This is a genomic window from Citrobacter sp. Ct235, assembly GCF_030332305.1.
GTDB classification, from domain to species: Bacteria; Pseudomonadota; Gammaproteobacteria; order Enterobacterales; family Enterobacteriaceae; genus Citrobacter_A; species Citrobacter_A telavivensis.
Genome location: NZ_JAOWIC010000049.1, coordinates 590492 through 611361, shown reverse-complemented (window position 1 = coordinate 611361; position 20870 = coordinate 590492). Strand labels below are relative to the sequence as shown.

Sequence of the window (20870 nt, the reverse complement as noted above, 5' to 3'; positions counted from 1 at the left end):
TGAAAACGATTTGTTCAATAGAGTAGGCTTCAGGGTAAAAGACCGCAATCCTGTAAAACCAGGATTACCCGCGTTGGCGGATCGCGTGCTATGGTAGTTAAACGTAAAAAGCGTTGAGGAACAGTGAGATGATCGTTTTAGTAACCGGAGCAACAGCAGGTTTTGGTGAATGCATTACACGTCGTTTTGTTGAGAACGGGCATAAAGTCATTGCCACTGGCCGTCGCCAGGAACGCCTGCAAGAGTTAAAAGCGTCGCTGGGTGATAACGTGCTGACCGCGCAACTGGATGTCCGCAACCGCGCGGCCATTGAGGAGATGCTGGCGTCATTGCCTGCCGGGTGGCGTGATATCGACCTGCTGGTCAATAACGCCGGTCTGGCGCTGGGCCTGGAACCTGCGCATAAAGCCAGTGTGGAAGACTGGGAAACCATGATCGATACCAACAACAAAGGGCTGGTTTACATGACCCGCGCCGTCCTGCCGGGCATGGTAGAGCGTAACCGGGGTCATATCATCAATATTGGCTCTACGGCAGGCAGTTGGCCTTATGCCGGCGGTAACGTCTATGGCGCGACCAAAGCGTTTGTTCGTCAGTTTAGCCTGAATCTGCGTACCGATCTGCACGGTACGGCGGTTCGCGTCACGGATATCGAACCGGGTCTGGTGGGCGGTACTGAGTTTTCCAACGTGCGCTTTAAAGGCGATGACAACAAAGCGGGCAAAACCTATGAGAACACCACGGCGCTGACGCCGGAAGATGTGACCGAAGCAGTCTGGTGGGTTGCCACCCTGCCTGCCCATGTGAACATCAATACGGTAGAAATGATGCCTGTGACGCAGTCATTTGCCGGACTGAGCGTTCACCGCGGTTAATTTTGCCTCCCGGCCTGCGGGCCGGGTATAGCTCGCGATAAAAAAGTGGTAGAATTTGTGGGTTAACTTTTTAAAAAGTAAGAGCGAATGACCGTCGAAACGCAACTCAACCCTACACAGCCCGTAAATCAGCAGATTTATCGCATTCTTCGCCGTGACATCGTGCACTGCCTCATTGCGCCAGGTACGCCGCTGTCCGAAAAAGAGGTGTCTGTTCGCTTCGATGTCTCTCGTCAACCGGTGCGCGAAGCGTTTATTAAGCTCGCGGAAAACGGATTGATCCAGATCCGTCCGCAGCGCGGCAGCTACGTCAACAAGATCTCCCTCTCGCAGGTGCGAAACGGCTGTTTTGTCCGTCAGGCTATCGAATGCGCAGTGGCGCGGCGGGCCGCAGCCCAAATCACCGACAGTCAGTGCTATCAGCTTGAGCAGAATCTCAATCAACAACGGATTGCCATTGAACGCAAACAGCTGAACGATTTCTTCGAGCTGGATGACAATTTCCACCAGAAGCTGGCAACCATTGCCGACTGTCAGCTGGCATGGGACACCATCGAAAATATCAAGGCCACTATCGACCGCGTGCGTTACATGAGCCTTGATCACGTTTCCCCGCCGGAAATGTTACTCCGTCAGCACCTCGATATTTTTGCCGCGCTGGAAAAGCACGACGCCGCTGCCGTCGAGCAGGCAATGACCCAACATCTGCAAGAAATTGGCGAATCGGTCCTGTTAATCCGCCAGGAAAACAGTGACTGGTTCAGCGAAGAGTAATTCCCCCACCTCATCTCCTGTGAGATGAGGTTTCCTCGTTTTCTTCCCTGCATGTCCGCATCAAAAAAGATGTGAGATTGATCAAAAACAAAAAAATTCCTGACTGATAAGCGTATTTATATAGCGCCCGTTACGTGGGACCTGAGCCCACGGGCTTTGACGGTAAGTTAGAAAGGAGAAAATACCATGATGACATACGATCGTAACCGTAACGCAATCACCACAGGTAGCCGTGTGATGATCAGTGGCACCGGCCATACCGGTCGCATCAAAGCGATTGATACCGAGGGCCGGGATGCGGCGCAAATTCGTCGTGAAAAAACAGTCGAAGTGGAAGGCTGTGAAGGCAAATTTGCCCCGGTAGAACTGATTCGGCTCGGCATGAACTAATGGTGTGAGTGCCGGATAATGCCTTGATTATCCGGCAGTCCTGAGGCAGTTACTTCACTTTTGCCGCATATTTTGCCACGGTGGCTTTCGCCCCATCCGCCAACAACGTCCGATACGCCTCTTTCACCGCCTGCGTGAACAACGCCACTTGCGGCAGTTCGTTACCAAAGATCGCGTCAATACCCAGCAGTGCCTCAACGCGGCTTTCACCTTCCGCACTGTTTTGTACCGCCTTTTGGATCACCGGCAGAAGCGGATCGTTCACTTCAATGGCATTTCCCTGCTCGTCCACGCCGCCGACATAGCGCATCCAGCCCGCCACGCCCAGCGCCAGTAAATCAAAACGGCTGTTATGCGCCAGATGCCAGCGCACAGAATCCAACATCCGCTGAGGTAATTTCTGGCTACCGTCCATCGCAATCTGCCAGGTACGGTGACGCAGCGCCGGGTTGCTGTAGCGTTCGATGAGGAGATCGGCATAATGCGTGAGATCCACCCCCTGCACTTTCAGCGTCGGCGCCTGCTCGTTAAGCATCAGCGCGCGGGCCGCCACGCGGTAATTTTCATCCCCCATGCAGTCGTTGATATGCTGATACCCTGCAAGATAACCCAGATAAGCGAGGAATGAGTGGCTGCCGTTAAGCATACGCAGTTTCATCTCTTCAAACGGGATCACGTCAGAGACCAGTTCTGCCCCCGCTTTTTCCCACTGCGGGCGACCGGCAACAAAATTATCTTCAATCACCCACTGGCGGAACGGCTCGCAGGCCACGCCCGCCGGATCGCGCACACCGGTCAGTTTTTCGATTTTATCCAGCGTGTCGGCGGTGACGGCCGGAACGATACGGTCAACCATCGTCGACGGGAACGTGACGTGTTGTTCGATCCAGGCGGCCAGTTCGGCATCCACTGCGCGTGCATAGGCGGTGACCACGTTACGCATCACGTGACCGTTTTCCGGCATGTTGTCGCAGGACATCACGGTAAAGGCCGCTAAACCCGCGGCTTTACGACGCGCCAGCGCTTCAACCACCACGCCTGGCGCAGATTTCGGCTGATGAGGGTTTTGCAGATCGGCGGCGATCATTGGATGATCCAGCATCAGTTGTCCGGTTGCCGGGGAGTGGCAATACCCTTTCTCAGTAATCGTCAGTGAAACAATGGCAACCTGCGGTTCACACATCGCCGCCAGCACGCTCTCCAGCCCATCAACCTGAGCATGCAGCGCCTTTTTCACCACGCCCACGACTCTTGCCGTCCAGGCATCGGCAGACATTTCCGCCACGGTATAGAGATTATCCTGCTGCTTGAGATCGGCGATTTGTTGCTCGCCGCCGATTAGGTTTACTTCGCAGTATCCCCAGTCGCTGTTGTGCTCTGCTGCCAGAATATCGGTATAGACGCCCTGGTGCGCACGGTGGAAAGCACCAAAACCAAGATGAACAATACGCGGGATCAGTCGGTTGCGATCGTAGTCAGGAAGCGTCGCCTTTGCCGTTAAGAGCTTGTTTTGCATTGTATGACCTACTTTGAATGAAATCAGGACGGTCCCAGAGTAACGCCTGTATGGTTGTATGTTTTGATTTGAATTAATATTTTGCTAATTGGTATAACATCATTTAGAAGTTATGTGACAGGATGTCTTTCCTGATACCGGAGCAGACGCCCTGGTTGAGATCCGTGGGCTGAAAGTTGGCTGCATCCATGCAGCCATTCCGGGAGGACTCGTTTCTTAATCGTGTTTATGCCACTCCTGATATTCACGTTTGAGTCGCAGAGGTGCCGTTTCAGGCATCATGAGCAAGCCGATAATAGAAATGATGCCGAGAACAATCACATAGCTTGCTAACCCGTAGTAGTGCCCACCGGTCATCTGCAAAATCTTCACTGCCACCAGTCCCAGCACCCCGCTGCCAATCAGTGAACCCAATTGCCAGATTAAGGCGATGCCACTGCAACGAATGTGCGTTGGGAACAGTTCCGGGAAGAATGATGCCTGCGGTGCATAGCACATGCTGTGACCAAAGCTAATGACGATAATCATCACTAGTTGTGTCAACCAGAAATTGTCCTGATTAATGGCCAGGAAGAACGGAATAATCATAATGACCTGAATCAGCGCCCCCATGATATACACCGGCTTGCGACCAATTTTGTCGCAGAGCGCCCCCATCATTGGTATGGCAAAGACTTCTATCACCACTGCAATAATCATGGTTTCCATTAAGATATTGGCGTCCAGATTATTGGCTTTGCCATATGCCAGGACAATCACTGTGAACATCGCGAAAGTACAGGCTTCAATCAGTTTTGCGCAGACGCCTTTCACCACAATGCCAGGAAAATCACGGATGACTTCAATCAATGGACGGGATTCTTCCGCTTTCGTCTCGCGAATCTGTGCAAAGACAGGAGACTCATCGATTCTCAGGCGAATGAACAGACCGACGATTACCAGCAACAGACTGAGCAGGAATGGAATACGCCAGCCGTAATCCATCATCGCTTCAGGGGATAAAGTGGCATTAAGCAGCGCAAACAGCGCCATTGGTAACAGGAAGCCGACCGGCGCCCCGATTTGCACCCAACTGGCAAAGAATCCCCGACGTTTAGGTTCTGCATATTCAGCCGTCATCAATACAGCCCCGGCCTGCTCACCGCCGACACCAAATCCCTGGAGTACGCGAATGAAGATCAACAGAACAGGTGCCCAAACACCGATTTTTTCGTACGTCGGTAATAAGCCAATACAGAATGTCCCGAGCCCGACAATCAGGATCGTGATAACCAGCGCTTTTTTACGACCCACTTTATCGCCGATATGACCAAAGACAATTCCGCCCAGCGGCCTTGCCAGGAAGCCCACGGCATAGGTGGCAAATGCCGCCAGCGTACTAATTAGCGGATCGTCACTGGGGAAGAACAGATGTCCAAAAAATAGTACCGCCGCGGTGCCATAGGCAAAAAAGTCATAGTATTCGGCTGCCGTACCAATCGCCGAGGCAGAAGCGACACGACGAACTACAGGTTTGCTATCAACATCATTTTTAATATCAACGGAACTAACCATAAATAATTACCTTCGTTGGTTCAGAGGTGAACAACATCCATGTCGTATAAATTTTAACTTACCAATTCCACAAGGTGCCATCTTCAAGCCGGGCAACCGGCAAATAGGCGGGGTCATAGGGATATTTCGCGGCCAGCTTTTCATCGAACTCGATACCCAGTCCCGGCTTCTCGCCCGGATGCATATAGCCGTTGTCAAAGGTCCAGTTGTGCGGGAACACTTCCAGCATCTGCTCGGAATAGCCCATGTACTCCTGAACGCCAAAGTTCGGAACCCACAGGTCAAAGTGCAGCGCAGCGGCCATACAGACCGGAGAAAGATCGGACGGTCCGTGCGATCCTGTACGTACCTGATACAGGGAGGCGAAGTCGGCGATACGACGCATGCCGGTAATCCCGCCCGCGTGGGTGATCGTGGCCCGGATGTAATCGATGAGCTGTTCTTCAATAAGCTGCTTGCAGTCCCAGATGCTGTTAAAGACTTCACCGACGGCAATCGGGGTCACCGTATGCTGACGAATCAGTCGGAAGCACTCCTGATTCTCAGCAGGCGTCGGATCTTCCATCCAGAAAAGACGATAATCTTCGATGCTTTTCCCAAAGCGCGCCGCTTCTATGGGCGTCAGACGGTGGTGCATGTCGTGCAACAGGTGTTCGTTAAAGCCGAACGTATTGCGCACCGCCTCGAACAGTTTCGGCGTGAAATCGAGATATTTTTCGGTTGACCACAGTTGTTCTTCCGGCCACTGCCCTTTAGTCGCCGGTTCATAAGCCTGCCCTTTCCCCTTCGCCATGCCGTAGGTGGTTTTCATGCCCGGCACGCCGCACTGTACGCGAATGGCTTTGAATCCCATCTCTTTGTGACGCGCATAGTCTTCCAGCACATCATCAACGGTATGACCCGTGGTGTGGCAGTAAACCATCACGCCTTCGCGCGATGCGCCACCGAGCAACTGATACAGCGGCATGTTGGCGGCTTTGGCTTTGATATCCCACAGCGCCATGTCGACGGCGGAGATGGCAGACATGGTCACCGGTCCGCGACGCCAGTACGCCCCCTTATAAAAGAACTGCCAGATATCTTCGATGCGATGGGCATCACGGCCGATTAACTGCGGGCAAAGATGATCTTTCAGGTACGACGCGACGGACAGCTCACGTCCATTCAGCGTTGCGTCTCCCAAACCGGTGATGCCGTCCTCGGTCGTAATCTTCAACGTGACAAAGTTACGCCCCGGACAGGTGATAAAAACCTCAGCCCCTACAATCTTCATTTTTTCTTCCTGGTTCTGTGTGGTGATGGAGAGAATCTACGCAATTCACATACTACCATACAAGTATAAATGATCTGTTTTTCTGAGCAGATCACAAAACTCGCGGGTTATGTCATGGAATGCTGAATTCAGAAAGGGTGAAAAGACGGCCCTGAAGGACAGGAACCGTCACTATTTAAGGAGGTCAGACGCGACTGGCTGTCGCAGAACGCCGTTTCCCGGTCACCGACTGCGCGGCGTCTTCCGGTATCCGCAAATCGCGGTCGCACACTTCTGGCATCAGGAATGCAGAGAGCAGACCAATCAGGGAATAAATCACGATCATCACCAGAATTGGCAGCCAGTTTCCCGTCATGTTGCAGAAAATCCCTGCCAGCACCGGTCCAAAGCCGACCGCCACCAGTCCCCCTGCTTCTTTGGCGATTGCCATGCGGGTAAAGCGATTACGTGAGCCAAATATTTCAGCCATCGTAATGTTTTCCAGAGCAAATAATCCCAGTACCGCGACGTTATGAATGACGATCAGAGCCGTCATAATCACGCCCGGTTGGTAAGCGTTATCCACCACGATGGATAACATTGGGTATGCGAGAATAATCGCCGAGATATTCAGCACGATATACGGTAAACGACGGCCAAATTTGTCGGATAACCATCCCAGTAGCGGGATAGTGATAAAACCAATCACCGAACTTATCATCAGCGCATCCGTCGGGATGGCCTTATTGAACAGCAGCGTCTGCACCAGATATCCGGCAAGAAACGTCTGGATCAGCCCCGAGTTACCGGCCTGACCAAAGCGTAATCCCGTTGCCAGCCAGAAAGATTTACTGGTAAACATCGTTCCTACTGAAATCGCCTCTTGTGAGGCTGTCGCCGGTGCGTCCCCTTCATTGACCTGCTCGAAGACGGGACTTTCTTTCAGATTCAACCGCAGCCAGATCGCAAAAATCATGACGACGACGCTCGCCAGAAATGGGATACGCCAACCCCATGCCAGCAAGGCTTCACGATCGAGCGCAAAGAACATCACCGCCCAAATCGCGGTCGCGCTGAGCGTGCCGCAGTTTGTTCCCATAGCGACCAGTGATGAAATAATTCCCCGCCTACCGACTGGCGCATATTCTGCGAGCATGGTTCCGGCTCCGGATATTTCCGCCCCGGCCCCGAGTCCCTGAATAATACGTAATGTCACCAACAGCACGGGTGCAAAAATGCCTATCTGCGCATAAGTCGGAAGTATACCGATTAAGGTCGTACACATTCCCATTAACGTGATGGTAATAAACAGCACCTTCTTACGCCCGATCCTGTCCCCCATTTTGCCAAAAAAGAAGGCCCCGATAATGCGGGCGATATAGCCTGCGCCGTAAGTTCCCATTGCGAGAATTAACGCCATTGCCGCCGATTGCTCCGGGAAAAATATTTCATGGAAAACCAGTGCGGCACCCAGAGAATATAACTGAAAGTCCATAAATTCTAATGCGGTGCCTAACCAACCGGAAACCGCGGCGCGCACCAGATCCCGGGTGCTTCTTTCATGCTTTGTTGTATTCATATCGTCTGTCTCTACAGAGTAAATGCGTACCACGGAATACCCGAATCGTCAGGCATCCATCGCATGAATTAATTTTAAGCGGAAAAGGTGAGCAATACTTTACAACAGCTCTGCTGATCGGTTTCGAATAGCGTTATTGCGTCGATGACCTGTCGATAGTCAAACTGATGCGTGATTAATTTATCAGGGTCGATTAATTTATTTTGCATCCACTCAATAACGGTTGGAAATTTATGCGCGTTCAGTCGGGATGAGAAAATCGTGAGCTCTTTTCCGGTAATCCCCTGTTGGATTATCTGACAAGGGTCACTGGAAAAACCCATTATCACAATACGCGCCGCAGGTGATGCCAGGCCAATGGCTTCAGACAGAATGGTGGGATGGCAGGCCGCATCGATAATCAGCGTCGGTCTGATGCCCTTCTGTGCCAGATATTCCGCTAATGACCGCCGGGCATTATTCATCGTTTCATCGGCCCCGCACGCTTTCGCCATTGCCAGGCGCGCGTCAATCCGGTCAACAACAATCACCGTTTTGACCTGATATACCCCTTTAAGCGCCTGGACGGTGGTTAACCCCATCGGACCGGCGCCGTAAATTAAGGCAATATCATTTTCTGTTGGCGCAATCTGCCCCGTGACATTCGCGGCAATCGTAAAGGGTTCAACCATTACCGCCTGTCGGTCGCTAATCGAATCCGGAATACAATAAACATTACTTTCCGGAACCGTGACATATTCACTGAAGCCACCATCCCGATGAACACCTAATACCGTTAAAGAGGTACAAACATTGGGTTTGCCAACAGTGCAGGGATAGCAGACACCGCAACTTATTACGGGATCCACCACCACACGTTCGCCAGCGCGTTTATTCTCCACGCCCTCGCCGACTGCATCAATAATGCCATAGAACTCATGACCAATGACGCGAGGATATTGCGCAAAAGGATTATGTCCACGATATATATGACTATCCGACCCGCAGATCCCTGCTATTTTTACCTTAATCCTCACGTCTCCAGGTTTTGGTAAAGGTAATGGCCGCTGTTCAATGCATAATTTATTTGGCTGTTGAATCACTATACTTTCCATGCGTTTTCCTTACATCAAATTAGTGATGCAAGAAATTTATTCTCTCTATAACTACCATACAAGTATAATGATCAAAAAATCACCAGGCGATCACAAAAAAGAGACGCTTATCCGCGTCCCCATCCCGCCACAATAATCAGCATTCCGCTGAGCGCGATGAGCGCCCCGCTCCAGTCATACACGCTGAGCTTTACGCCATCCACCACGCGCAGCCAGATAAGCGCAGTACAAACATAAACGCCGCCATACGCAGCATACACCCGACCACTGGCGGCAGGATGCAGCGTCAACAGCCAGACAAACAGCGCCAGCGCAACGCCCGCGGGTAACAGCAGCCAGGCGGTAGCCCCCCGCTTTAGCCAGAGCCAGGGGAGAAAGCAGCCGATAATTTCGCAAAGTGCGGTGGAAAAAAAAAGCAGCGTCGTTTTGATCATCTGTATCGTTCATTTACCTGAGGTTAAGGCATGATACGTCATAATTGCCCGAACTTATCCATAACCTTCCGGCGGGTATGCCCTGTGCGAGGAATGGTGTAGAATTTGCCTGTCAATGATGCTTTTTGCGTCGCTCATAAAAGGAACTTGCCATGAACATTACGCTTCGCAAACGCCTGTGCCTGACGGCAATGCTGCTGCTGAGTGCCGTCGTCTACACCGCGACCGCGCAGGCTGAGACCAGTCGACTGGTGATCGAATCCGGTGACAGCGCCCTGAGCCGTCAGCAGGCAGCCATGCAAAAAGAGCAATGGGATGACACACGTAGCCTGCGTCAGAAAATTAACAAGCGCGCGGAAAAAGAGTGGGATAAAGCGGATGCCGCTTTTGATAACCGCGATAGCTGCGAACAGAGTGCCAATCTGAATGCGTACTGGGAGCCGAACACCCTGCGCTGTCTGGATCGTCGCACCGGTCGCGTGGTTGCCCCCTGATACAGAGAACTAAACGAGACGTTAAGGATTTGGTATGACAAGCGCCCTCAGTGTCAAGCTACGCCCGCTGGAGCGTGAAGATTTACGTTTTGTCCATCAACTCGATAACAATGCCAGCGTGATGCGCTACTGGTTTGAAGAGCCTTATGAGGCCTTCGTCGAGTTGTCCGATCTTTACGATAAGCACATTCACGATCAGAGCGAACGCCGTTTCGTTGTCGAATGCGACGGTGAAAAAGCGGGACTGGTCGAACTGGTTGAAATCAACCATGTCCATCGTCGGGCCGAATTTCAGATCATTATTTCCCCGGAGTATCAGGGAAAAGGTCTCGCCTCACGTGCCGCCAGGCTGGCGATGGACTACGGATTTACCGTACTTAACCTCTATAAGCTGTACCTCATCGTTGATAAAGAGAACGAAAAAGCGATCCACATCTACCGCAAGCTGGGCTTTATGGTTGAAGGTGAACTGATTCATGAATTCTTTATTAACGGTGAATACCGCAATACTATCCGGATGTGTATCTTCCAGCATCAGTACCTGGCGGAACATCGGTCGCCCGGTACGGCGATGTTGAAACCTACCGCGCAGTAATCGCTGCGCGGTCATCTTAGTAGTAATCGATGGTATTTTTGATCGTGTAATTGTGCTCGACCGCGGGCTTGACGCTTTCATCAACGATCACCAGCGTACAGTCCGTGGGATTGGCATGACGGTCATAATCACAGGTTTGCTTAACGTTCCCCAGAGGGCGATCGTTAAGCAGACTTACCGCCGTATAATCAAGCTTCTTACGCGGATCGGTTGAGGGTTTTGCGCTGACGGATAGCGTCTGGTCCTTGCTGACGGTGGTCTTGCCGAGCGGATAACCTTCGGCATCATAGCGATACTGGACTTTCATCTCTTTTCCGGTCGCCGCGATCACAAAGCCATTATCATCGGTATCCCAGACGACGCCGGCTGAAGGCAGTTCCGCGAGCTGACATTTCCCCTGCAGGCGCACCTTTTTCTCCAGCGTTTCGGCATCACGATAAAAATTCGCGTCCAGCACCAGCGCCACGCCGGTATTGTTTTCAAGATCGTGCAGCTCCAGCGAGTCAAAACAGCCTTCCTCAGACAGCGTACCGTTGACGCGCTTCGCCACTTCGCCCTTCTCATTGAGCAACGTCTGGCTGAAGTCCTTAACCGGCCCGCGCAAAGGGTCAAAATCAAACTCATTAGAGAAACTGGCCATTTCCGGCGTAAAGGAGAGCGGTACCGTACCGTTGTCACATCCCACCAGCAAAGTACCGAGCACGAAAAGAAATATCTGTTTTTTCACAGCTTCCCCGAAAGAAAAGGATGATCTCCAGTCATATTAGCAAAGACTGTCGTTTACACGACAGCAAAGCAAAAAAAACCGTTGAGTGCCAACGGGCACATAGCGTCTGGTGGCAAACTTCTACGCAAAACGCGCCCGGACTTTACTTATCTCAACTGCGAGGTTTGATCGAAATCAAGCTATCATGTATTAGATTTCCGCAAATGTCCTAAATCACCACGCTCACGCATTTAAGCAATGATTGCCTGACAAATGACTAGCAGGTTAGTCATTCGCTCTATAATAAAAATCACTCATCCTCCACGCCTATTATCTCATTGTATAAGGGAAATTATTTGCACTAATCCTAATATTTTAAATGGCCTTAATAAGATACATTGCTGGCAAAAAAAACACTTAAGATCTTATATAAGAAAATTAAAGATATATTAAATAGATGAAACCTATTGAACAACACAATAATTAGTAGATAAAACCATTTCTCAATTTAAAATCATGCAATAAAATACGCCTTAAGAAAAAATTTATTTTTACAAATTGTATTTTTGTTCATCACCATGCACTAAGGGATTGTTCTTCAATACAAAATTTATTTCGTACACCAGGCACTCTCTTATGGAAGAGACAATTATGAATATTAAAAAATCGCACTACCCAAAATCAATACTGGCAATCGCTATTGCCTTCGCAGTACAAACTGCCGCCGCAGCGAATGTGGATAATATCAATCTGTTAACCGTGACGCCTCCGACGGACATCACGAGCGATCTCATTATCGATAATAATGACTCTCTCACCCTTTCCTCAACCGAAAATACCGGCAGTAACTGGAATCAGGTTCGCGCAGCAAGCGTTGGGAGTACCGGCGTCGGTACATTGATTATTGATGGCCGGGATATCCTCGTTGCCGAAGGGGCTATCATTGGTTACGGGGGGACCGGTATCGTTACCTTGACCAATGGCGCCACCTGGAGAACGAATAACTGGCATATCCAGCTTGGAATGGGTAATGGTTCCGGCACGCTGAATGTGCTTAACGGCAGTAAAATAACTGGACTTGATAATTTGCGCATTGGTGAAGCATACGAAGATGCCCAGGGAGTGGTAAACATTGACGGCGCTAATTCTTCAATTGAAACCAGTTGGACCGTCGTCGGCGATCAGGGACATGGTCAATTATTCATTACCAACGGCGGTAAGCTCTCAACGACCAGTCACATGAGTATTGGCCTCGTCGGAGTGACGGTTAATACCGATGCTAAAGGCTTTGGTGAAACCCGGGTCGATGGGGCTAATTCAATGCTGGACGTTGCTGCGGCCATCAATCTGGGCGGGTTCTTAACCGTAAATAATACCGCCAAAGGGATCCTCACCGTCAGCAATGGCGCAACCGTTAAGTCCGGCACGTTGATCCGCCTGGCCTATGGCAACGGCAGTACCGGGATTTTAAATATCGGCGGCGCGCAGGGAGAAGCCGAACAGGCGGCAGGCAACATTGAGGCGTCACGAATTTATCTGATGAATAACAGCGGTCAGAACACCGCCATTCTGAACTTCAACCATTCCAGTCAGGACTTCGTGCTGGCATCGCGAATTTACGGCAATGGTGAAGTCAACCACGTTGGTTCGGGGGTGACCACGCTGACGGGAGCCAATACCTACAGCGGCAACACGCTTGTCTCCAGAGGGACGCTTCGTGCCGGCGCGGAAAATACCTTTAGCGACGCGTCAGATTACATCGTCAACGACGGTGCCAGTCTGGATCTTAATGGCTATTCGCAAACCCTGAACTCGCTGGAACTGGCAGGCACGACGACGCTCTCCTCCCCACCGCGAGTGAAAGCGGCCTTTAGCCCGACCACGTTAACCATCAACGGCAATTACACGGGCAACAACGGTCTGCTGGCCTTACGCACCGTATTAGGCGATGACCTTTCGGCGACCGATAAGCTGGTTGTTCGTGGTGATACCAGCGGCACCACGCGTGTCAGCGTCACCAACGCTGGCGGCGGCGGTTCGCAGACGGTAGAAGGCATCCCGGTTGTGGAAGTGGAAGGTGCCTCTAACGGTACCTTTGTAAAAGAAGGCCGTATCGTCGCAGGCGCTTACGACTACAGCATCATCAAAAAGAACAACCAGAACTGGCATCTGACCAGCGAGGTAATTCCCGATCCGTTACCGCCAGATGAGCCCGCGCCAGCATCACCGGAACAGCCGGTTCCGGAGACTCCTGCCGCCCCGGAAGGTAAACACCAGTATCGCCCGGAAACCGGCAGCTATCTGGCAAACACCCTTGCCGCCAACACGCTGTTTACCACCCGCCTCCACGATCGTCTGGGTGAAACGCAGTATACCGACGCGTTAACCGGCGAACAGAAGGTAACTAGTCTGTGGATGCGCCACATCGGCGGCCATAACCGCTTCAAGGACGGTTCCGGGCAGATAAGCACCCAGAGCAACCGCTATGTGATGCAACTGGGCGGCGACATTGCGCAATGGAGCACCGACGGTCTGGATCGCTGGCATCTGGGTCTGATGGCCGGTTACGCCAACAGCAAGAGCCGCAGCCATTCCAGTCTGACCGGATACACCTCTCGTGGGGAAATCAGCGGCTACAGCGCCGGTCTGTACGGCACCTGGTATGCCAACGACGCCGATAAAACCGGGGCTTATGTTGATGGCTGGATGCTTTACAACTGGTTTGACAACACCGTCTCCGGACAGGGACTGGCCTCCGAAGAGTATGACTCAGACGGGATCACCGCCTCTGTCGAAACGGGTTATACCTGGAAACTGGCTGAATTCAGCGAACGTAACGCGCTGTACATTCAACCTAAAGTCCAGGTGACCTGGATGGACGTGCAGGCCGATACCCACATCGAGAAAAACGGTACCCGGGTGGTGGATAAAACCGACGGCAATCTGCAAACCCGCCTGGGTGTGAAAGCGTACCTGCAGGGGCATAACGCGATGGATGACGGTAAAGACCGCACCTTCCAGCCGTTTGTCGAAGCCAACTGGATCCACAACACGCAGAATTACAGCGTGCAGATGGATGACATCAACAGCGAAGTGAAAGGCAGCCGCAACATAGCTGAACTGAAAGCCGGTGTTGAAGGTCAACTGACGAAAAATGTCACCCTGTGGGGCAACGTCGCCCAACAGATTGGCGACAATGGCTACAGCGATACGCAAGGTATGCTGGGGCTGAAATACAGCTTCTGACCCTTCCTCCCGTGGCAACACGGGGGATTTCTCATAAACCCTGACACCGTCGGGGTTTTTGCTTTTGGGGAAAAGAGAGAGCTTTCCGATTCTTCAACAGGTTGCTGGCAATGACAATTGCTTACACTAGCAATGCTATGCTTATTCTGTGCATCTCAACAATGGAGCTGATGATGAAATTTTCCCGAGGAATACTGACATGTGTACTGCTGAGCGCCTCCCCGCTGGTGTTCGCCGTCCCTGACTCCTGCGAACGTGTCAGGAGTGATATTGAGCAGCGCATCATCAATAACGGCGTGCCGGAGGCCAATTTCACCCTGAGCATCGTGCCAAACGATCAGGCCGATCAGCCTGACTCACAGGTTGTCGGTCACTGTGCCAACGACACGCATAAAATTCTCTACACCCGAACCAGCAGTGGTAATGCACCTACCAGCACCACGCCTTCTCAGGAAGGTGCCAACACCGAGCCGCAGTAATTCCGCCTGTTTTTCGCCCTCCGGCAACGGAGGGTTTCCCTCACTTTGATATGGATTAATAACCCCTACTCATTAAGGGGTAAAATTCATTCCTCTTTAATATGTCTCTGATATCGCTATAGAAATAAATATACAACGATCTGTTTAACGGTGTGGCATAAGCACAACACCGCCTGCACCACACCGTTCAATACGGAAAACAAAGGAATGGCTGTTCCCGAAAACAGGGACGCAACCAGGTCAGTTTTTGACATTAGCAAAGTGAGCAACCATGAAAATCACCACGCCTGAGGCCCTCATGACGGCCAATATCAGTCGCCGTAGTCTGGTGAAATCATCCGCTATTGGCAGCCTTGCGCTTGCCAGCAGCGCTTTCACCCTCCCTTTCACCCGAATCGCGCGCGCCGCAGACGGCATGACGCCTGCGCCAGTCGAAGAAAAAGCGGTCTGGAGTTCCTGTACCGTTAACTGCGGAAGCCGTTGCCTTCTGCGTCTGCACGTCAAAGATGACACAGTTTATTGGGTGGAGTCTGACACCACCGGCAACGATGAGTATGGCAACCATCAGGTTCGCGCCTGCTTGCGCGGTCGCTCGATACGTCGACGCATGAATCACCCGGACAGGCTGAAATACCCGATGAAACGCGTCGGCAAACGCGGTGAAGGCAAGTTTGAACGCATCACCTGGGACGAAGCGCTGGATATCGTCGGCGACAACCTGAAGCGGATCCTCAAAGAGTATGGCAACGAGGCGGTCCACGTGCTGTACGGCACCGGCGTCGACGGCGGAAACATTACCAACTCCAATGTCCCTTACCGTCTGATGAACTCCTGCGGCGGCTACCTTAGCCGTTACGGCAGTTACAGCACCGCGCAGATCAGCGCCGCCATGAGCTACATGTTTGGCAGCAACGATGGCAACAGCCCTGATGACATTGCTAATACGAAACTGGTGGTGATGTTTGGTAACAACCCTGCGGAAACCCGTATGAGCGGCGGCGGCGTCACTTACTACGTCGAACAGGCGCGTGAACGTTCCAATGCGCGAATGATCGTTATCGATCCGCGTTATAACGACACCGCCGCCGGACGCGAAGATGAATGGCTGCCCATCCGTCCCGGCACGGACGGCGCGCTGGCGGCAGCAATCGCCTGGGTGTTGATTACTGAAGATCTGGTCGATAAGCCGTTTCTCGACAAATATTGCGTCGGTTACGATGAAAGCACCCTGCCTGCCGGTGCGCCACGTAACGCGCACTACAAGGCGTACATCCTCGGCGAAGGTCCGGACGGCATAGCCAAAACCCCGGAGTGGGCGTCCCGCATCACCAGTATTCCGGCGGATAAAATCATCCAGTTGGCCCGTGAAATTGGCTCGGCGAAACCGGCCTATATTTGCCAGGGCTGGGGACCTCAGCGTCACTCCAACGGCGAGCAAACTGCACGGGCTATCGCCATGCTGTCGGTGCTCACCGGCAACGTCGGCATCAACGGCGGTAACTCAGGCGTACGTGAAGGCTCCTGGGATCTCGGCGTGGAGTGGTTTTCGATGCTCGATAACCCGGTGAAAACGCAAATCTCCGTGTTCACCTGGACTGACGCTATCGATCATGGCACCGAAATGACCGCCACGCGCGACGGCATACGCGGCAAAGAGAAACTGGATGTTCCTATCAAGTTCATGTGGTGCTACGCCAGTAATACGCTGATTAACCAGCACGGGAATATCGCCCATACTCATGAGGTGCTACAGGACGACAGCAAGTGCGAAATGATTGTCGGCATTGAACATTTCATGACGGCCTCGGCGAAGTACTGCGACATCCTGCTGCCAGATTTAATGCCAACGGAGCAGGAAGATCTGATCTCCCACGAATCTGCGGGCAACATGGGCTATGTAATCCTCGGCCAGCCCGCGACCTCAGCGAAATTTGAAAGAAAGCCTATTTACTGGATGCTCAGCGAAATCGCCCGCCGACTTGGGCCTGACGTATACCAGACGTTCACCGAAGGACGCTCGCAGCATGAATGGGTGAAATACCTGCATGCGAAAACCAAAGAGCGCAATCCGGAAATGCCGGATTACGAAGAGATGAAGCAAACCGGTATCTTCAAGAAAAAATGTCCGGAAGAGCACTACGTCGCCTTCCGCGCGTTCCGTGAAGATCCAAACGCTAACCCGCTGAAAACGCCGTCAGGGAAAATTGAAATTTACTCTGCGCGGCTGGCCACTCTCGCCGAGACCTGGGAACTGAAGGCGGATGAGGTAATCCATCCTCTGCCCGCCTATGCTCCCGGTTTTGACGGCTGGGACGATCCGATCCGCAAAACATACCCGCTGCAACTCACCGGATTCCACTATAAGGCGCGCACCCACTCCAGCTATGGCAACATTGACGTCCTGCAACAGGCCTGCCCGCAGGAGATCTGGATTAACCCGATTGATGCCAACGTGCGCGGGATTCAACACGGTGACACCGTCCGGGTATTTAACAATAACGGTCAGATGCTGATCCCCGCCAAGGTAACGCCACGCATTCTGCCCGGCGTCACGGCCATCGGTCAGGGGGCGTGGCTCAAGGCCGATATGTTTGGCGACCAGGTAGACCACGGTGGCTCCATCAACATCCTGACGTCACACCGCCCTTCGCCGTTGGCAAAAGGGAATCCTTCGCACAGTAATCTCGTTCAGGTTGAAAAGGTTTAAGGAGTAACCGATGACAACTCAGTATGGATTTTTTATCGATTCCAGCCGTTGCACCGGGTGCAAAACCTGCGAACTGGCCTGCAAGGACTACAAGGATTTAACCCCGGATGTCAGCTTTCGCCGCATTTATGAATACGCGGGCGGAGACTGGCAGGAAGACAACGGCGTCTGGCATCAGAACGTTTTTGCCTACTATCTCTCTATTGCCTGCAACCACTGCGAAGATCCGGCCTGTACCAGGGTCTGCCCGAGCGGAGCGATGCACAAGCGGGAAGACGGTTTTGTCGTCGTGGATGAAGATATCTGCATCGGCTGCCGCTACTGCCATATGGCCTGCCCGTACGGCGCGCCACAGTACAATGCCGCTAAGGGTCACATGACCAAGTGCGATGGCTGTCATGACCGCGTGGCAGAGGGTAAGAAACCGATCTGTGTCGAATCTTGTCCACTGCGCGCGCTGGATTTCGGCCCCATCGACGAACTGCGTAAGAAACACGGTGAACTGGCTGCCGTTGCGCCACTGCCGGGTGCGCACTTCACGAAGCCGAGTATTGTGATCAAACCGAATGCCAACAGCCGTCCGACCGGGGATACCACCGGTTATCTGGCAAATCCGAAGGAGGTATAAAATGGGAAGTGGATGGCATGAATGGCCGCTGGTGCTGTTTACGGTACTCGGCCAGTGCGTCGTGGGCGCGCTGATTGTCAGTGGGCTTGGCTGGTTTGCGATGAAAGACGATGCCGCCGCCCGGCAACGCCTGGTTCGCAGCATGTTTTTCATCTGGCTGGTGATGGGGCTGGGATTCCTGGCGTCGATCGTGCATCTCGGGTCGCCGATGCGGGCATTCAACTCACTCAACCGCATTGGCGCATCCGGGTTGAGCAATGAAATCGCCGCTGGCTCAGTCTTTTTCGCCGTGGGTGGTATCTGGTGGCTGGTCGCCGTACTGGGTAAAATGCCGCCCGCGCTGGGAAAACTCTGGCTGCTGATCGGCATGGTGCTGGGGATCGTCTTCGTCTGGGCAATGACCCGTGTTTACCTGATCGATACCGTACCGACCTGGTATACTGGCTATACGACGCTGGCGTTCTTCATGACGGTATTGCTCAGCGGCCCCCTGTTCGCGGCATTACTGCTGCGGGCGTCCCGCGTCACCTTTAGCGGAACCGTGTTCGCCAGTATCAGCGTACTGGCGCTGCTGGTCAGCGTGGGTGTCATTGTCCTGCAAGGCATGTCGCTGGCGACGATTCACAGTTCGGTTCAGCAGGCCTCTGCGCTGGTGCCGGATTATGCCTCCCTGCAGGTATGGCGTGTGGTGTTGCTTGCCGCCGGACTGGGCTGCTGGATCTGCCCGCTGGTACGCCGTAAAGAGCCGCATGTCGCCGGGTTGCTACTGGGGTTACTCCTCGTGCTTGGTGGCGAAATAATAGGTCGTGGCCTGTTTTATGGCCTGCATATGACCGTCGGTATGGCGGTAGCAGGTTAACAAATCCGTGCGGGGAAACCCGCACTTTTCAGGATGTTTCAGATGACTGATTTTACTCAACGTGATGATTTTGCGATGACGGCACGCGTGCTGGGGGCCCTGTTTTATTACGCGCCCGACAGCGCCGAGGCCGCCCCTCTGGTATCAGCGTTAACCGCAGATGACTGGCAGACTCAGTGGCCGCTGGCAGCGGAAATACTGGCTCCGCTGGCGACGGATTTTAAACGCGTCAGCGATGAATCACTTCCCGAGGCGTTTCAGCGCCTGTTCGTGGGGCCGTATGCGTTACCGTCGCCACCCTGGGGTTCCGTCTGGTTAGATCGCGAAAATGTCCTGTTTGGCGAGTCCACTCTGGCCCTGCGTCAGTGGATGCGCGACAACGGCATTCACGTCGAGGCAACGCAAAATGAACCCGAAGATCATTTCGGTTCGTTATTGCTGATGGCGGCGTGGCTGGCTGAAAGTGGCCGACACACTGAATGCGAACAGCTGCTGGCGTGGCATCTGTTCCCGTGGTCATCCCGCTTCCTGGACATATTTATTGATAACGCCGGTCATCCTTTTTATCGGGCTCTCGGCGAACTGGCCCGCCACACCCTGGCGCAGTGGCAGTCTCAGTTACTGACTCCGGTCGCGGAAAAACCGTTATTCCGCTAACCCTCTGAAGGCAGGTTTTTCCTGCCTTTTCTGATACCTGCATTTTTCTTTGTTGTTACAGTGTCACTTCCGATTAGCGTTTTTAAGACAATTCTTTACATACCCTGCTTATCCTTTACGGCATAAGGCCAAATCGCGTTTAGCGATTAATAGTCTGCGAATCTAATTTGCCTTCACGCTGGAATCCTTCCCACCCTGTTGCTATAGCTCAAAACACCCTGCCGATACATGGCATAACAACATGCGACGATTATTCGCCGCCATAACGCATGCAAACAGGGAGACACACTGCAATGCACACTTCCACGTTAAAACACGTGCTGGGCTTTAGTTTCGTCATCATTGTGCTACTGGCACTGCTGATCTGGGGAATTGGCGTCGAAACGCTCAAATCACGTCAGGTCGATTTGCTCTATCTCGGCCAACAGCACCTGATTTTAGTCCTTACCTCAATGTTCTTCGCCCTGCTGGTCGGTATTCCAAGCGGTATCCTGCTCAGCCGCCCCGCAGCAAAGGGGATTGCTGAATATGCCATGCAGATCTTCAACATTGGCAACACGCTACCTCCGCTGGCCGTTCTCGCGCTGGCGATGGTCATTATCGGCATTGGCGACCTGCCCGCTATTGTTGCGCTGTTTCTGGCGTCACTGTTGCCGATTGTGCGTAACACCTATGCCGGACTGATTTCTGTCCCACCGTCGCTGATTGAAGCGGCAAACGGCATCGGTATGACGAAATGGCAGCGGCTTCGTCAGGTGGAAATCCCCAACGCCTGGCCGGTGATGCTTTCCGGGATCCGCATTGCCACAGCGATTAACGTCGGGACCGCCCCGCTGGCGTTTCTGATTGGCGCCAGCAGCTACGGCGAGCTGATTTTCCCCGGCATCTATCTTAACGACTTCCCGACATTGATTTTGGGGGCGACCGCCACCGCACTTTTCGCCCTGATCCTCGACAGTCTGCTCGCCTGGATTGGGCGCGCCCTGAGCCCGCACACGGCCTGATGACAATGATAAAAACAAGGAGCGCTA

Annotated in this window: 19 protein-coding genes; 12 read left to right on the top strand and 7 right to left on the bottom strand. The window is 52.8% G+C overall.

The features are described 5' to 3' along the window. The first annotated feature begins 128 nt into the window (after positions 1–128). From ydfG to ydfZ, 3 genes are all read left to right on the top strand, one after another. Complete coding sequence (gene ydfG, locus OGY35_RS20075; RefSeq protein WP_178825104.1) at positions 129–875, top strand: bifunctional NADP-dependent 3-hydroxy acid dehydrogenase/3-hydroxypropionate dehydrogenase YdfG; 747 nt, start codon at positions 129–131, stop codon at positions 873–875. A gap of 87 nt (positions 876–962) precedes the next feature. Continuing rightward, positions 963–1649, top strand: a complete 687-nt coding sequence (locus tag OGY35_RS20070) for a GntR family transcriptional regulator (RefSeq protein ID WP_286633233.1) — start codon at positions 963–965, stop codon at positions 1647–1649. Positions 1650–1835: 186 nt separating this feature from the next. Further along, entirely contained in the window at positions 1836–2039 is a 204-nt protein-coding gene (ydfZ, locus tag OGY35_RS20065) for a putative selenium delivery protein YdfZ (RefSeq protein WP_046480602.1), read from the top strand. 49 nt (positions 2040–2088) lie between these two features. Here ydfZ and OGY35_RS20060 read toward each other — a convergent pair whose 3' ends face one another. The 6 genes from OGY35_RS20060 to OGY35_RS20035 form a co-directional block, all read right to left on the bottom strand. Further along, positions 2089–3555: a mannitol dehydrogenase family protein gene (locus OGY35_RS20060; RefSeq protein WP_286633232.1), complete on the bottom strand. Its 1467-nt coding sequence runs from the start codon at positions 3553–3555 to the stop codon at positions 2089–2091. 216 nt (positions 3556–3771) lie between these two features. Further along, entirely contained in the window at positions 3772–5109 is a 1338-nt protein-coding gene (locus tag OGY35_RS20055) for an MFS transporter (RefSeq protein ID WP_286633231.1), read from the bottom strand. 58 nt (positions 5110–5167) lie between these two features. Further along, positions 5168–6382, bottom strand: coding sequence for a starvation-sensing protein RspA (rspA, locus tag OGY35_RS20050; protein ID WP_152404772.1), 1215 nt, complete (start codon positions 6380–6382; stop codon positions 5168–5170). 184 nt (positions 6383–6566) lie between these two features. Beyond that, on the bottom strand, positions 6567–7940 hold the full coding sequence (locus tag OGY35_RS20045; RefSeq protein ID WP_178824286.1) for an MFS transporter: 1374 nt from the start codon (positions 7938–7940) through the stop codon (positions 6567–6569). A 74-nt stretch (positions 7941–8014) separates the two neighbouring features. Continuing rightward, positions 8015–9034: a Zn-dependent oxidoreductase gene (locus tag OGY35_RS20040; protein WP_286633229.1), complete on the bottom strand. Its 1020-nt coding sequence runs from the start codon at positions 9032–9034 to the stop codon at positions 8015–8017. A 107-nt stretch (positions 9035–9141) separates the two neighbouring features. Next, entirely contained in the window at positions 9142–9468 is a 327-nt protein-coding gene (locus OGY35_RS20035; protein WP_286633228.1) for a YnfA family protein, read from the bottom strand. Between the two features lie 152 nt (positions 9469–9620). Between OGY35_RS20035 and OGY35_RS20030 the strand changes: the two genes are divergently transcribed. Both OGY35_RS20030 and speG read left to right on the top strand, forming a co-directional pair. Continuing rightward, positions 9621–9962 carry a DUF1283 family protein gene (locus OGY35_RS20030; protein WP_152404776.1) on the top strand — a complete coding sequence of 114 codons (342 nt, stop codon included), beginning with the start codon at positions 9621–9623 and terminating at the stop codon, positions 9960–9962. 34 nt (positions 9963–9996) lie between these two features. Next, entirely contained in the window at positions 9997–10557 is a 561-nt protein-coding gene (gene speG / locus OGY35_RS20025) for a spermidine N1-acetyltransferase (RefSeq protein WP_152404777.1), read from the top strand. A gap of 16 nt (positions 10558–10573) precedes the next feature. Here the strand turns inward: speG and OGY35_RS20020 are convergent, their stop codons facing one another. Further along, positions 10574–11284, bottom strand: coding sequence for a YnfC family lipoprotein (locus OGY35_RS20020; protein WP_502872706.1), 711 nt, complete (start codon positions 11282–11284; stop codon positions 10574–10576). Between the two features lie 630 nt (positions 11285–11914). Here OGY35_RS20020 and OGY35_RS20015 point away from each other — a divergent pair. The 7 genes from OGY35_RS20015 to osmY all read left to right on the top strand — a co-directional run bounded on the left by OGY35_RS20015 (position 11915) and on the right by osmY (position 20843). Further along, on the top strand, positions 11915–14509 hold the full coding sequence (locus tag OGY35_RS20015; protein ID WP_286633226.1) for an autotransporter outer membrane beta-barrel domain-containing protein: 2595 nt from the start codon (positions 11915–11917) through the stop codon (positions 14507–14509). Positions 14510–14682: 173 nt separating this feature from the next. Next, on the top strand, positions 14683–14988 hold the full coding sequence (locus OGY35_RS20010) for a DUF1161 domain-containing protein (RefSeq protein WP_286633711.1): 306 nt from the start codon (positions 14683–14685) through the stop codon (positions 14986–14988). Positions 14989–15259: 271 nt separating this feature from the next. Next, positions 15260–17695: a selenate/tellurate reductase subunit YnfF gene (ynfF, locus tag OGY35_RS20005; RefSeq protein WP_286633225.1), complete on the top strand. Its 2436-nt coding sequence runs from the start codon at positions 15260–15262 to the stop codon at positions 17693–17695. Between the two features lie 10 nt (positions 17696–17705). Next, positions 17706–18323: a dimethylsulfoxide reductase iron-sulfur subunit DmsB gene (dmsB, locus tag OGY35_RS20000; RefSeq protein ID WP_286633224.1), complete on the top strand. Its 618-nt coding sequence runs from the start codon at positions 17706–17708 to the stop codon at positions 18321–18323. A gap of 1 nt (position 18324) precedes the next feature. Then, positions 18325–19182, top strand: a complete 858-nt coding sequence (locus OGY35_RS19995; protein WP_286633223.1) for a dimethyl sulfoxide reductase anchor subunit family protein — start codon at positions 18325–18327, stop codon at positions 19180–19182. Between the two features lie 42 nt (positions 19183–19224). Beyond that, the gene (gene dmsD, locus OGY35_RS19990; RefSeq protein WP_152404784.1) at positions 19225–19839 is read left to right on the top strand and encodes a Tat proofreading chaperone DmsD; all 615 of its coding nucleotides are present in this window, start codon (positions 19225–19227) and stop codon (positions 19837–19839) included. Between the two features lie 293 nt (positions 19840–20132). Further along, positions 20133–20843, top strand: a complete 711-nt coding sequence (gene osmY, locus OGY35_RS19985) for an osmoprotectant ABC transporter permease OsmY (RefSeq protein ID WP_286633222.1) — start codon at positions 20133–20135, stop codon at positions 20841–20843. Positions 20844–20870 lie beyond the last annotated feature (27 nt).

Bases quoted from the DNA above. Each gene is read 5' to 3' on its own strand.
- ydfG (WP_178825104.1), top strand. From the start codon at position 129: ATGATCGTTTTAGTAACCGGAGCAACAGCAGGTTTTGGTGAATGCATT.
- speG (WP_152404777.1), top strand. From the start codon at position 9,997: ATGACAAGCGCCCTCAGTGTCAAGCTACGCCCGCTGGAGCGTGAAGAT.
- OGY35_RS19995 (WP_286633223.1), top strand. From the start codon at position 18,325: ATGGGAAGTGGATGGCATGAATGGCCGCTGGTGCTGTTTACGGTACTC.
- ydfZ (WP_046480602.1), top strand. From the start codon at position 1,836: ATGATGACATACGATCGTAACCGTAACGCAATCACCACAGGTAGCCGT.
- dmsB (WP_286633224.1), top strand. From the start codon at position 17,706: ATGACAACTCAGTATGGATTTTTTATCGATTCCAGCCGTTGCACCGGG.
- OGY35_RS20040 (WP_286633229.1), bottom strand. From the start codon at position 9,034: ATGGAAAGTATAGTGATTCAACAGCCAAATAAATTATGCATTGAACAG.
- osmY (WP_286633222.1), top strand. From the start codon at position 20,133: ATGCACACTTCCACGTTAAAACACGTGCTGGGCTTTAGTTTCGTCATC.
- OGY35_RS20015 (WP_286633226.1), top strand. From the start codon at position 11,915: ATGAATATTAAAAAATCGCACTACCCAAAATCAATACTGGCAATCGCT.
- OGY35_RS20060 (WP_286633232.1), bottom strand. From the start codon at position 3,555: ATGCAAAACAAGCTCTTAACGGCAAAGGCGACGCTTCCTGACTACGAT.
- dmsD (WP_152404784.1), top strand. From the start codon at position 19,225: ATGACTGATTTTACTCAACGTGATGATTTTGCGATGACGGCACGCGTG.
- OGY35_RS20030 (WP_152404776.1), top strand. From the start codon at position 9,621: ATGAACATTACGCTTCGCAAACGCCTGTGCCTGACGGCAATGCTGCTG.
- OGY35_RS20045 (WP_178824286.1), bottom strand. From the start codon at position 7,940: ATGAATACAACAAAGCATGAAAGAAGCACCCGGGATCTGGTGCGCGCC.
- OGY35_RS20055 (WP_286633231.1), bottom strand. From the start codon at position 5,109: ATGGTTAGTTCCGTTGATATTAAAAATGATGTTGATAGCAAACCTGTA.
- OGY35_RS20070 (WP_286633233.1), top strand. From the start codon at position 963: ATGACCGTCGAAACGCAACTCAACCCTACACAGCCCGTAAATCAGCAG.
- rspA (WP_152404772.1), bottom strand. From the start codon at position 6,382: ATGAAGATTGTAGGGGCTGAGGTTTTTATCACCTGTCCGGGGCGTAAC.
- OGY35_RS20035 (WP_286633228.1), bottom strand. From the start codon at position 9,468: ATGATCAAAACGACGCTGCTTTTTTTTTCCACCGCACTTTGCGAAATT.
- OGY35_RS20010 (WP_286633711.1), top strand. From the start codon at position 14,683: ATGAAATTTTCCCGAGGAATACTGACATGTGTACTGCTGAGCGCCTCC.
- ynfF (WP_286633225.1), top strand. From the start codon at position 15,260: ATGAAAATCACCACGCCTGAGGCCCTCATGACGGCCAATATCAGTCGC.